Source organism: Fretibacterium sp., from assembly GCF_057312375.1.
Window position 1 is genome coordinate 41,446 of record NZ_DBHLDX010000008.1, and the last position, 11,980, is coordinate 53,425.

Annotated in this window: 11 protein-coding genes and 1 tRNA gene; 2 read left to right on the forward strand and 10 right to left on the reverse strand. The window is 63.3% G+C overall.

All coding sequences use genetic code 11. The features are described from left to right. Positions 1-40: 40 nt before the first annotated feature. From ACO41U_RS02580 to ACO41U_RS02610, 7 genes are all read right to left on the reverse strand, one after another. Positions 41-128, reverse strand: a tRNA-Leu gene (locus tag ACO41U_RS02580). 89 nt (positions 129-217) lie between these two features. Continuing rightward, a complete protein-coding gene (gap, locus tag ACO41U_RS02585; RefSeq protein WP_298779694.1) occupies positions 218-1,225 on the reverse strand; it encodes a type I glyceraldehyde-3-phosphate dehydrogenase in 1,008 nt (335 codons plus the stop codon). Positions 1,226-1,399: 174 nt separating this feature from the next. Further along, the gene (locus tag ACO41U_RS02590; protein WP_485941361.1) at positions 1,400-3,529 is read right to left on the reverse strand and encodes a glutamine synthetase III domain-containing protein; all 2,130 of its coding nucleotides are present in this window, start codon (positions 3,527-3,529) and stop codon (positions 1,400-1,402) included. Between the two features lie 113 nt (positions 3,530-3,642). Then, complete coding sequence (locus ACO41U_RS02595) at positions 3,643-5,223, reverse strand: hypothetical protein (protein WP_485941362.1); 1,581 nt, start codon at positions 5,221-5,223, stop codon at positions 3,643-3,645. Positions 5,224-5,546: 323 nt separating this feature from the next. Continuing rightward, entirely contained in the window at positions 5,547-6,098 is a 552-nt protein-coding gene (locus ACO41U_RS02600) for a biotin transporter BioY (RefSeq protein ID WP_485941363.1), read from the reverse strand. A 39-nt stretch (positions 6,099-6,137) separates the two neighbouring features. Beyond that, the gene (locus ACO41U_RS02605; RefSeq protein ID WP_485941364.1) at positions 6,138-7,136 is read right to left on the reverse strand and encodes a biotin--[acetyl-CoA-carboxylase] ligase; all 999 of its coding nucleotides are present in this window, start codon (positions 7,134-7,136) and stop codon (positions 6,138-6,140) included. Positions 7,137-7,259: 123 nt separating this feature from the next. Continuing rightward, entirely contained in the window at positions 7,260-7,421 is a 162-nt protein-coding gene (locus ACO41U_RS02610; RefSeq protein ID WP_485941370.1) for a winged helix-turn-helix transcriptional regulator, read from the reverse strand. A gap of 144 nt (positions 7,422-7,565) precedes the next feature. On the opposite strand from ACO41U_RS02610, the gene ACO41U_RS02615 reads away from it, so the two are divergent. Continuing rightward, positions 7,566-8,138: a flavin reductase family protein gene (locus ACO41U_RS02615; RefSeq protein ID WP_485941365.1), complete on the forward strand. Its 573-nt coding sequence runs from the start codon at positions 7,566-7,568 to the stop codon at positions 8,136-8,138. Between the two features lie 148 nt (positions 8,139-8,286). Here ACO41U_RS02615 and ACO41U_RS02620 read toward each other — a convergent pair whose 3' ends face one another. Both ACO41U_RS02620 and ACO41U_RS02625 read right to left on the reverse strand, forming a co-directional pair. Then, positions 8,287-9,834 carry a sensor histidine kinase gene (locus ACO41U_RS02620; RefSeq protein ID WP_485941366.1) on the reverse strand — a complete coding sequence of 516 codons (1,548 nt, stop codon included), beginning with the start codon at positions 9,832-9,834 and terminating at the stop codon, positions 8,287-8,289. Next, positions 9,831-10,535, reverse strand: coding sequence for a response regulator transcription factor (locus ACO41U_RS02625; RefSeq protein WP_485941367.1), 705 nt, complete (start codon positions 10,533-10,535; stop codon positions 9,831-9,833). Before ACO41U_RS02625 ends, ACO41U_RS02620 begins: the two co-directional genes overlap by 4 nt. Positions 10,536-10,933: 398 nt before the next feature. Between ACO41U_RS02625 and ACO41U_RS02630 the strand changes: the two genes are divergently transcribed. After that, a complete protein-coding gene (locus ACO41U_RS02630; RefSeq protein ID WP_298779666.1) occupies positions 10,934-11,125 on the forward strand; it encodes a hypothetical protein in 192 nt (63 codons plus the stop codon). A 99-nt stretch (positions 11,126-11,224) separates the two neighbouring features. Here ACO41U_RS02630 and ACO41U_RS02635 read toward each other — a convergent pair whose 3' ends face one another. Beyond that, entirely contained in the window at positions 11,225-11,638 is a 414-nt protein-coding gene (locus ACO41U_RS02635) for an EamA family transporter (protein WP_485941368.1), read from the reverse strand. Positions 11,639-11,980: the final 342 nt, after the last annotated feature.

The following is an 11,980-nucleotide window of genomic DNA, read 5'->3' on the forward strand; positions in this document are numbered from 1 at the left end:
GTCCTGTCAATAGACAAGACCATATCCTTTTAATTTTCCATGGTGCCCGAGAGAGGACTCGAACCTCCACAGCCTTAGCGACTACTAGAACCTGAATCTAGCGCGTCTACCAATTCCGCCACCCGGGCTTGACAACGGAAAGTATTCTAGCAGGGGTTTCCGCGTTTTGCAAGAGGGAAATTCGCCCTCCCCGCCCGCGTCCCCGACCCAAAACGGGTTACTTCAGCTCGGAGAAGTACTTGATGGTGCGCACCATCTGGCTCGTGTAGGAGTTCTCGTTGTCGTACCAGGAGACGACCTGCACCAGCGTGTTGCCGTCCTCCATCGCAATGACCCTCGTCTGGGTGGCGTCGAAGATGGAGCCCGCCGTGCTGTCGATGATGTCGGAGGAGACGATCTCGTCCGTGTTGTACTCGAAGGACTCCGAGGCCTCCTTCTTCATCTGGGCGTTGACCTGGTCGGCCGTGAAGGACCCCTTGATGACCGCGTCCAGGATCGTGGTGGAACCCGTGGCGACGGGCACGCGCTGGGCGGCGCCGTTCAGCTTGCCGCTCAGCTCAGGGATCACCAGGCCGATGGCCTTTGCGGCGCCGGAGGACGCGGGGACGATGTTCTCCGCTGCGGCCCGGGAGCGGCGCAGGTCGTCCTTGCGGTGCGGGCCGTCCAGGACCATCTGATCTCCGGTGTAGGCGTGGACGGTGGTCATGAAGCCGGAAACGATGGGCGAAAGGTCGTTCAGCGCCTTGGCCATGGGGGCCAGGCAGTTCGTGGTGCAGGAGGCTGCGGAGATGATCGTGTCCGACGGCTTGAGCGTCTTGTGGTTGACGTTGAAGACGATCGTGGGCAGGTCGTTGCCCGCGGGGGCGGAGATGACCACCTTGCGCGCGCCGGCCTTGACGTGAGCGCTCGCCTTGTCCTTAGAGGTGTAGAAGCCCGTGCACTCGAGGACCACGTCGATCTTCAGGTCCTTCCAGGGCAGGTTCGCGGCGTCCTTCTCCGCATAGATCGTGATCTTCTTACCGTTGACGGTGATCGAGTTCTCGTCCGCCTCGACGACCCCATGATAGCGGCCATGCGTCGTGTCGTACTTCAGAAGGTGCGCCAGCATCTTGGGGCTCGTCAGATCGTTGATCGCGACCACCTCATACCCCTCGGCCTGAAACATCTGACGGAACGCAAGACGCCCGATACGGCCAAAACCATTGATTGCAACTCTCACTGCCATTTTTATTCCTCCCTCGGCTCTCGGCCCAATAAATTTCAAGCCACAACGCATCGTGACCGACGCAATTTTGCTTGCGCAATCGCGCAATTTTGAAAAAAGGGAACCGCTCGCACCTCCATTATATAACAAAGGACGGCGAAAAGGGCATCAAACTGGACGCCCCTGCGGCTCCTCCTACGCCGACAGGGAGAGCAGGTTGCGGTAGATCGGATAGGGCCAGATGTCCGCGGCGATGGTCAGCTCCGCCGCGTCGCTCTGCGCGCGGATGGACTCCATCAGCGGCACGACGGTGCCCGCCAGGAAGTCCGCCCGGTCGCGCAGCGCCATGCCCGCGAGGCGCCCCTTCAGCTCGTGCAGGCGCGTCGCATCCGATATCAGGGCGGCCTTCGCGCGCCCCAAATCGCCAATGTACGCCAGCCACGGAGCGCCCTCCTTGAAGTCCATGCCGTCCAGGGCCGCGAGGGAACTCCGTTCCAGGACCAGCTGCTTCGAGAGCGCCGGCAGGACCCCCTCCCACAACATGTCATACAGCACCGCTGCCTCGATCTCCAGCCCCTTGGCAAACTCCTCCATACGTATGTCGTGCAGGACCTCCAGCTCGCGCGCGCGGTAGACACCAAGGTCTTCAAGCATCCGCTTGTTCTCCGGGAGCAACAGGAGGTCGATCTTCTCCGGCATGGTTTCCGCCTGGAGGAGGCCCCGACGCTTCGCCTCCGCGCGCCACTCCGGCGAGTAGGCATCCCCCTCGAAGAGGACGTTCTGCCCCTCCTGGACGGCCTCCTTGACCGCATCCAGGGCCACATCCACCGGGTCCTTCCCATCGACGCTCCTGGCCTCGATCATCCCCGTCAGCTGCTCGACGCCCCAGGCCCAGATGGAGGCGAACATCGTGATGGGCAGAGCGATGGACTGCGACGCTCCCGGAGAGCGGAACTCGAACTTGTTCCCCGTAAAGGCCACGGGAGAGGTCCTGTTCCTGTCGTTGTCGAAGGGAATGATGGAGGGCAGCTTCATCAGCCCAAGGTCCATCAAGCCCCTCTCCGGCAGCGAGACATCCGCTTGGTTCAGCCGCTTCAGGAGGTCCGTCAAGGCGGAGCCGAGGTAGACGCTCGTGATGGACGGAGGTGCCTCGTGTCCCCCAAGGCGGAAGAGGTTGCCCGCCGTGGCTGCGGTCGCCTGAAGCAGGCTGTGAAACTTCGAGATGCCCAGCACGGCTGCGGCCAGGAACGAGAGGAAGACGACGTTGCGGCGGTGTCCGCTCGACGGCGTCAGGAGGTTGCGCCCCTCGCTGTCCATCAGAGAGAGGTTGACGTGTTTTCCGCTGCCGTTCATCCCATGGAAGGGCTTCTCGTGAAAGAGCAGCCGAAGCTCGTGCTGGCGCGCCAGCTTTCTCATCGTTTCCATCAGTATCTGGTTCTGGTCGCAGGCCGTGTTCGCATCGGAGAAGAGGTGGGCGAACTCGAACTGACACCGGGCCGCCTCGTTGTGTCGCGTTATGATGGAAACGCCGATGCGCGCCAGGTCGCGCTCCACGTCCTCCATGTAGCTCAGGACGCGCGGGGGGATCGCTCCCATGTAGTGATGGTCCAGCTTCTGATCCTTGGCCGGCTGGGCGCCGAGCAGGGTGCGCCCGCAGAAGCGGATGTCCGGCCGCATCTGAGCGCGCGGACGGTCCAGGAGAAAGAACTCCTGCTCCGCGCCCGCCGTCACCCTCACGCTGCGCACTCCCCGCTGTCCAAAGAGCTTGAGCAGCTTCAGCGACCGCGTTTCCAGGGCGTCCAGCGCGCGAAGGAGTGGGGTCTTGAAGTCCAGGGGCGTCCCGTCGAAGGAGAGGAAGACGCAGGGGATGCAGAGCGTCCCCCCCTTGGGGGACTTCACGATAAAGGCGGGACTGCTGATGTCCCACGCGCTGTATCCGCGCGCCTCAAACGTCGAGCGCGTCCCCGCCGACGGGAAGGAGGAGGCGTCCGGCTCCCCTTGAATCAGGTCGTGCCCGCAAAACACGTCAACGGGCATCCCATCGGCGCCCCCCAGGGTGAAGGCCATGTGCTTCTCCGCCGTCATCTCCGTCTGGGGCTGGAACCAGTGGGTCCAATGAGTTGCCCCCTGCGCGATGGCCCAGTCGCGCATCGCCATCGCCACCACGTCCGCGGCCGCGGCATCCAGTCGCTGCCGCCCCTCCATCGCGGCGACCACCTGCTCATAGACCCCCGGAGTCAACTTCTCCTTCATCACCCTGCGATCGAAGACCATAGAACCATAGATCTCCCGCACCGTCGGATACTCGCGCGCCCTCTCCACCATACACACCCCCAACATGAATTCTTAATCAGTCAAAAAGCGTTTTTCTACTGCTTAAGATTGAGAGAGTATAGGCCTAAATTTGAAAAAGGTCAACGCTAAGCAATGATCCGGTTTCACCTTCCGACCGAAAAATCGAAGGACGCGCTCTTTCCGAAGCGGTTCACAAGGTACACGGGACCGGAACCCGCCCCCCTCGGAATCGACACCTCAAAAAAATTGGCGGCCCCATTGGAGTTGTCCACCGACGCGACGCCCCCCGTGAACACGACCTGCAGGGCGTCGTCCAGGTTCTCTCCAAACACGCGCAGTCCATCCGTCCCGACGCGCTCGATGGAGTGCAGGATCGGCAGGCGGGAGCGAAGCCCCTGGAGCTCCACGCCGTAGAGCCTGCGCCCTCCGATCGACAGGAAAACGACCCAGGCGCCCTCGAAAACCTCGTTCGGGCACAGGAAGACGGCCCTGTCGCCGTCCAAAAGGCATGGCCTCACGTTCAGAGGATCGGAGCGCTCCTTCAACGATTCGCGCAGCACCACCCACGTATCCTCTGCGTTTGCCCCGTTCAGGGCCTTGCACCGCACCTCGATCTCCTCCCCCGGCGCGATGACGTTCCGAACTTCCCGAACCCGGTTGAAGAACGACATACGCGGCATTCGGCGCTCGTCCCACAGTTCCATCGGCTCCAGGCGATCGGGGTCATTCACGTCCAGAAGGCCGTCCTGGTCGTCGTCCCTGTCCTTGTAATCAAAAATCCCATCTCCGTCCGTGTCCACGGGCACTCTACCCCTGAAAACCCCCTCCACCCTGTCCGGTATCCCGTTCCCGTCGCTGTCCGTATCCAGGAAGTTGGGGATGCCGTCGCCATCCGTGTCGTTGCGGGGGAAGAATTGTTCGAAGGGCAGGTTGAACGTTTCGATCCTGTCGAAGGGGTAGTATTCGATGTAATCCGGTATGCCATCGCCGTCCGCATCGGAGTTTCGGTCCAGCCACACGGCGCCCTTTTTAGAGTTGCCGGGGCTGACCGCCTTCTGCCAGACGGAGTCGGAAAAGGTTCCGGCCTCGCGGTACGGCTCAAGGCGGCGCAGGACGGTCAGCAGCTCCAGGAGGTCCGGCAGGCTATCGCAGTCCGTGTCCTCCTCGCCCCTGACCATGCCCAGGACGTCGTGCAGCTCGTCCGGAATGCCGTCGGCGTACTCGTCCTCGAAGATCAGCGCACGGTAATGCCACGCTCGGGGGAACTCCGCCAGAGTCGTTATGCTGAACCAGTAGACCCCAGGGCGGGGGATGCTGCACTGGGCCCAGGTGTAGTCGTCGGCCAGGAGGGTCGGGAGGTTGAACACGGACCGGGGCTCCTCGTTCTTCCCCGTTTCGACGCTCATGATGGGATTCATGAGCGGAGTGTGAGAGACCAGGATCGAATAGGCCCCGGCCTTGTCGAAGCGGACCGCGAAACAGTCGCTGTCCCATCCGCTGCGGTTGTCCAGCACCCCTGAGAGCGCAGCGGGCACCACGACGGGAGCGTCCTTGAACTCTGCTGTGTCGATGCCACTGTTCGAAGTACAGCTCGTTTCGCTCTCGGCGTACTCCGGGTAGGCTCCCCGCGCCGGGTCGAGCGGAGAGGCGTCCCAGACGTCGGGAACTCCATCGCCGTCCGTGTCGCTCTTCAGGGCTTTCGGCGGGGTCGGGTCGGGAAGCAAAGGAGTTGAAGGGTCAGACCTTGAGCCGTCGTCCTGCCGATCGGAGGCCGGCGCCGGGGGCTGAAGCACAGGGGCGGGAGAGGGTGCCGGAGGCGTTCGATGTGCGAACTTGTCGAAAGTTCTTCCGCAGCCTCCCAGGGAGAAGCGCAACCAGAATAAGAGTACGCACAAAAAGACCGCGCAGAGAAAACGTCTTTTCATCAACCTCGTCCTCCAATCAGTCGGTCGTCCTTTGCCCCGATGGGGCATTCCGTCGTTATCCCCCCTCTCGAATTATACCGGACGAGGGGCTGCCGAAGCAGCCCCTCGTCCGTCGTGCCAATCTACCGATCGCAGACAAACCGTCCTGGCATCAGAGCCCGAAGTCGCTGAGACAGGAGCGCCGCCGCAAAACAGGAAAGGAGATCGCCCGGCAGGGGCAACACGAGAAAGGACCAGAAGAGCGCAGGGACTGTGAGCTCCCGCCCGATGTAATAGCGGGCGACGAGATAGTACCACGTGGCGCCGACAATATAGATCAGCGCTATCGCCACGGCGCCGGCCAGCGTCTCGCGCCAGAGCCCCCTCCCCCAGAGTCGGACGGCGCGCCCCGCCACCCAGGCCCCGGCAATGAAGCTCAGGATGTAGCCAAACGTCGGGTTCAGGAGGTACCCGATGCCGCCCCCGGCGGCGAAGATGGGAATCCCCATTAGGCCCGCTGCGGCGTATATCCCCGCGGCGACGGCGCCGAGCCTCTCCCCCAGGACCAGCCCGGCCAGGACGACGAACAGCGTTTGAAGCGTCAGCGGCAGGAGTGGCGTCGGTATCTTGACGAACGTTCCCACAGCGATCAGAGCCGCAAAGAGCGCGCAGGACACCAGGTCCCGGACGCTCACCCTTTTCTTTACTTCCTGAGACAAAGGATTTTTCCCCCTTCAGCACGACGGCTGCGCCCCGTCAAACGGGCGCACCTCATAGACCTCCCCGGAGCGCAGGGACCTGCGCGCTCCGTCCTCGCCCTCCACCACCAATCCACCAAGCTCATCCACGTCCACCGCGCGGCCGAGGCAACGCGTTCCACCCTGCATCCACCGCACCCTCCGCCCCAGGAGCAGGGAGCGCTCGCGGTAGGCCTGAAGCAGCTCCGGGTCCCCAAGCCGCGTCGAAAAGTCCATGAGGCGTTCCGCGATCCTCGCGGCAAGCTGGTTGCGGCTTACCCCCTCCGGGAAGATGGACCCCGCCCGATCGTTGAGGTCCGAACCGAAGTCCCGCGTGGTCACGTTGAGCCCAATGCCGACCGCCACGTTCTCGACGTTCCCGCTCTCGACGTCGCTCACTGCCTCGCTCAGGATGCCGCAGACCTTGCGCTCCACGCCGTCCCCGCCCCGCAGGTACACGTCGTTCACCCACTTGACCATGGGGCGAAGGGGCGTCAGCTCCTCGACGGCAAGGCAGACCGCCGTCCCCGCCGCGACGGTGATCATCTGAAAGCGCTCCATGGAACTCGATGGACGCAGGAGGAGCGTCATGTACAACCCCGTCCCCGCCGGAGAGAGGAAGGAACGCCCCCTGCGTCCCCTGCCCGCCGTCTGCTGGTTCGCTGCGATCAACGTCCCGCTCTCCGCACCCGCAAGGGCCAGGCGCTTCGCATGGGTGTTCGTGGAGTCCACCGTGTCGAGGCAGACGACCCGTCGGACCCCACCTACCTCGGAAAGGTGCGAGCGAATCCCCTCCTCCGTCAGCACGTCGCTTTCACACTCAAGCAGGTAGCCCCTGCGGGGGGCGGACCCCACGAGGTGTCCCTCCGCCCGAAGCGAAGCCACCGCCTTGCAGACCGCAGCGCGGGAGACGCCCAGAGCCTGAGCCATCGCCTCCCCCGATATCGCCGTGCCGCGACGCTCCTCCAGCATCCTCAGCACGTCACTCTTGATCATCCCGCTCACCTCCCTACGGCTTATAGATATACCACAGGGCCGCAAAAATGTAAACTTATACAAATAAAAAGGTTTACATAATACTCCGTCGCCTTCGGCTGGGGTAGCGCGCCAAAGGGCGCGCTACCCCAGCCGTGGACGGGCGGCTCCAGGTCCAGGCGAAAAAGCGTGAAGGTGCCGCCAGCAAAATGCGGCTCCGGAAGGCAAAGCCCTTAGGCCTCGGTCACACATCATGTCCAGAATGGGGATCAGCGTCCTGCCCCGTTCCGTGAGGCTGTATTCCACAGCGTAAGTATCGCACTTCTTCAATGTAAGTACTTTTTTCCGTTATTACCTTGAGTATAATGACAGGGGCGGGGCAGGAAAGAAAAAGAGACAAATTGCGGAAGTGTTCGGCGCGTTTAAAACCCATGAGAAAGGATGATCGTCATGAGAAAGAGCTTGAACGTTCAGCCGGCGCTGTTTCCTATGCCGGTGTTGATGGTGGCGGCATACGACAGCGACGGCAAGGTCAACGTCATGAACGCCGCCTGGGGGCAGGTGAGCGCGATGGACAAGGTCGTGCTCTTCATTGATGAGGAACACAAGACGACGAAGAACATCCGGGCGACAAAAGCCTTCACGGTCAGCATCGCCGACCTGGACCACATGGCCGAGGCCGATTTCTTCGGCATCGCCACGGGCAACGAGATGGAGGATAAGTTTGAGCGCACCGGGTTCCATCAGGTCAAGAGCGCTCACGTCAACGCCCCTGTGATTGAGGAATTCCCCGTCGCGATGGAGTGCGAGCTGCTGGAGATCGTGGACACCGAGAACCTTCACTGCGTTATTGGGAAGATCGTCGGCGTCAGCGCGGACGAGAAGGTTCTGGATTCAAAGGGGAAGGTCGATCCGGCAAAGCTGAACGCCTTTGTCTTCGACCAGTTTCAGAACGGCTACTACAAAATCGGTGAAAAGGTCGGGCAAGCCTGGAAGGCCGGCGCGGGGTTGATGAGAAAGTAAAGGATGGACTGCACGGGACCAGTCTGGCGTCCACCGTTCGAGGCAGGGTCCCCGTTCAAAAAGACGGAGGAGGCGTTGAAGGAAATCCCCGCCCATCACTCGGAACGCCAGGCCGACAAGGGGCGCGAAGGGCTCTGAGCTGCGTCGTCTATCTGGATGGCAACTCAGGGCCCTTCGCGCTCTCCGCCTCGTCCATCGAGTTCGTTGATCGTGCCGCCTGTCCCTCCACAGCCGGCAGCGTCACGGTGAAGCAACTGCCGACTCCGCTCTCGCTCTCAACGCCTATCGTCCCGCCGTGGGCCTCCACCACCGCCCGCGCAATGGACAGCCCGACGCCCCGTCCCCCCGTCACGCGGGCGCGGGACTCGTCCGCCCGGTAGAAGCGGTCGAAGACGTGGGGCAGGTCCTGAGGGGATATTCCGCTCCCCGAATCCTGCACCTCAATCACAGCCTCATCCCCCCGACGCCGGAGCCGAACCTCGACCCATCCTCCCTTCGGGGTGTAGCGCAGGGCGTTGGACAACAGGTTGTCCATCACATGACGAAAGCGGGCCTCGTCCACCTCGGCGTGCAGGCTTGGGGCAAGGGACCGGCGAAGCGCCACACCGGTCCTTCCAAAAAGCGGACGGAACGCATCCAGCACCGAGGAAAGAAACGCGGACAGATCGACCGGCTCAGGCTTGATGGCGACGGCGTCTCCTTCCATGCGCGTCACGGATTCCACGTCCCGGATCAGGCCGCTGAGGCGCTCCATCTCCGACACGCAAAGCGCCAGCCGCTCCGGACTGGCCTCCCACACCCCGTCCGCGATGGCCTCGATCTGCGTGCGGACCACCGTCAGAGGCGTCCGAAGCTCGTGGACCACATCCGTCATCAGCCGCTGGCGAAGCCTTTCCTGCTCCGCCAGAGAGCGCCCCAACTCCTCCACGCCGCAGGTGAGGTCATCCATCTCCCGAATGCCCGAAGGCTTTGCGGGCTTGAGATCGTACTCCCTGCGGCAGATGCGCTTCGTGCGCTCCACCGCCCTGGCGACGGGACGGCTCAATCGTCCCGCCACGATATACCCCAGACCACAGGCCACCAGGATCATCACCAGGATCCCGGCAAGCGTGTAGGAGGCCAGGTGGGAGACGAACGCCCATTCAAATCGGCCTTGAGGGACGCGCGCATCGGCGTCCAGGACACCGATCACCCGCCCCTCCGAAGTGAGCCGAATGACCCTCCGCCCTTTTGAGCCGGAGGCCTCATCGAGAAGTGGCAGCGCTGCAGAGGGATGACAGCACGCTTGCGCCAGGTCCTCCATCACGTCCCCGGAGCGACCGGCGTCCCTCGTTCCCCGCTGCATCCGCCCCTTTGTCCCGTGGCCTTCACCCTTGACGGGCAGGACGCCCGGCCCCGCAGCGCAGACCATCCGCCCCTCATGGTCCCGCAGCGCGATGTTGACAGCGCCCCACCGCGCCGGCAGGCGCAGGACGTCCATGACGCGCGCCCGCTCCCAGGCGCCGGATTCCCGGTACAAATCCTCAAGGGAACTCGCCAGCGAGTCCAGCGCCGCCTGACGCCCCTGCCTCTGGTACTCCTGAAGGCTCGCATGGCTGAGGATCATCCCAAGGAGCGGCACCACAACCCCGCTGAAGATCGCCAGGATCACATAGAGCCACATCAGGTGCGCGCGGAGGGAACGTCCGGACGTCATGGGCGGGGCTCCTCCGCATCATCCAGGCGATACCCGAAGCCGTACACCGTGCGAATCCAGCCGTTCTCGTGTCCCGGCTCGGCCAGCTTCTTCCTGATGTTCTTGACGTAGGTATCCACCGTCCGATCGAAGCCGTCGTAGTCGTTGCCCAACGCTGCACGGATGATGTCGTCCCGGGACCAGGTGCGAACGGGGCGCGAAGCCAGCGTCTGGAAGATGAGAAACTCGCTGCGGGTCATGGGGACGGGCACGCCGTCCTTTCGGACCTCCACCCTGTCCGCATCGACCTCGATGCGCTCGCCCACGCAACGGACCGGCGCCGAGGGCCCCGTCGTCCCGACCGCCGCCGGGCGAAGCTGGGCACGAATGCGGGCCATCAGGACCCTGGGGCTGAAGGGTTTCGAGACGTAATCGTTCGCTCCCCCATCCAGCCCCGCGACGACGTCGGACTCCGAACTCTTCGCCGTCAGCATGATGATGGGGACGGAGGCCGAACGCGCCCGGATGCGCCGGCACACCTCCTCGCCGCTCACTCGCGGCAGCATGAGGTCCAGCACCACCAGGTCGGCCCCCTCGCTGCCCCAGAGCTTCAGCGCGGCTTCTCCGTCGGGGGCGCAGCGCGTCTCATATCCCTCGCGCTCTGCGTAGGCAGCGACCACCTCCGCGATCATCGGTTCATCCTCCACGATCAACAGCCTCAACGCACACACCTCCGTCAATTTCCGCTTAAAATCACTGACGATCAATGGTAAAACATAAAGGCGAAGAAAATATGAACGTTCCAGGAACAGGCAGCAAGCCTGGAGGGGCCGCAGAGGCGCCCTTGCGAAGCGTAGAGAGGAGGTTTTTCAGGTGACGACATGTTGGACGCACTCAGGTTCAGAGGGCAGGACGCACTTACGGAGGGCCGGAAGGATTGCCGTTGCGATCCTGTCCATGGGCGTTATCAGCGTCGGCGGAACGGCGGCGGCCTGGGAGGCGTCGCGTTCATCGGAGGCCGGAGTCCACCAAGTCCGCACCTCCCGATGGTCCGATGAGGAAGCATGGCGCAGGCGACAGGAGGAACTTGACCGGCGCCACAGGGAGGAGCGGGAACGCCTTGAACGCCGCCAAGAGGAGGAGCGCCGGCGCGAAGAGGAACGCAGGCGCGAGGAAGAACGCAGGCGTGACGAAGAACGCAGGCGTGAGGAAGAACGCAGACGCGAGGAAGACCGTAGGCGTGAGGAAGACCGCAGACGCGACCGGGAGCGCCGACGCACTCCCTGGGGCAATGACAAGCTCCCCTTCCTGAGGAGGATGCCCGAGAGCGAGCGCGATACGAAGTAGTCGCAGGGCGTCCCGATCGCTTCGTCCAGCCGATCGGGACGCTGATCTCTTGGCCGCTGCACCGCTACAGGATCATCACGAAGGTCCCCGCTGCGATCAGGGCCGCTCCGACGAGCGTCTTGACCGCGACCTCCTCGTGCAGTAGGAAGAAGGCCATCGCGATCGTGATCACGATGCTGAATTTGTCCACCGGTGCAACCTGCGATACCCTGCCCAACTGCAGGGCGCGGTAGTAGAACAGCCAGGACGCCCCCGTGGCCAGGCCGGACAGGATCAGGAAGACCCAACCCCGACGGTTGATCCCAGTCAGGCCGCTCTGCGCGCCGGTGAGCCAGACGATCCCCCAGGACATCGCCAGCACGACGGTCGTCCGGATCGCCGTCGCCAGGTTGGAGTTCACCCCCCTGATTCCGACCTTGGCCAGGATGGACGTCGCCGCGGCGAACGCAGCGGAGAGCATTGCGTACACGAACCACATCAAAAGATTCCCCCAATCTGCAGGCTTGTGACCGTCGGGACATACGGCTCCGACCCCCCGGCCCAAACTCCACATTTTCTCCGCAAACTGCCCACATTCTTTCCATATTGCAGCAGTATCCTTAAACCGTTCAAGCCCCTGCAGTCCGCACGGGTACCGCGAAGGCTCAAGGGACGCAAAAGCAAACCATCTTTAAGGAGGACGTTGTCATGAAGGCAAAGAAAGCGATCATCACCCTGTTGGTCCTGGGGTCCGTTGGCCTGGCCGGCGCTGCGCTGGCCAGAGGGCACTGCGGGCAGGGGCGGGCTGTCGCGCCCTATTGCCCACCGGCACAGGAAGGCT

Bases quoted from the DNA above. Each gene is read 5' to 3' on its own strand.
- gap (WP_298779694.1), bottom strand. From the start codon at position 1,225: ATGGCAGTGAGAGTTGCAATCAATGGTTTTGGCCGTATCGGGCGTCTT.
- ACO41U_RS02590 (WP_485941361.1), bottom strand. From the start codon at position 3,529: ATGGTGGAGAGGGCGCGCGAGTATCCGACGGTGCGGGAGATCTATGGT.
- ACO41U_RS02605 (WP_485941364.1), bottom strand. From the start codon at position 7,136: ATGATCAAGAGTGACGTGCTGAGGATGCTGGAGGAGCGTCGCGGCACG.
- ACO41U_RS02615 (WP_485941365.1), top strand. From the start codon at position 7,566: ATGAGAAAGAGCTTGAACGTTCAGCCGGCGCTGTTTCCTATGCCGGTG.
- ACO41U_RS02620 (WP_485941366.1), bottom strand. From the start codon at position 9,834: ATGACGTCCGGACGTTCCCTCCGCGCGCACCTGATGTGGCTCTATGTG.
- ACO41U_RS02635 (WP_485941368.1), bottom strand. From the start codon at position 11,638: ATGTGGTTCGTGTACGCAATGCTCTCCGCTGCGTTCGCCGCGGCGACG.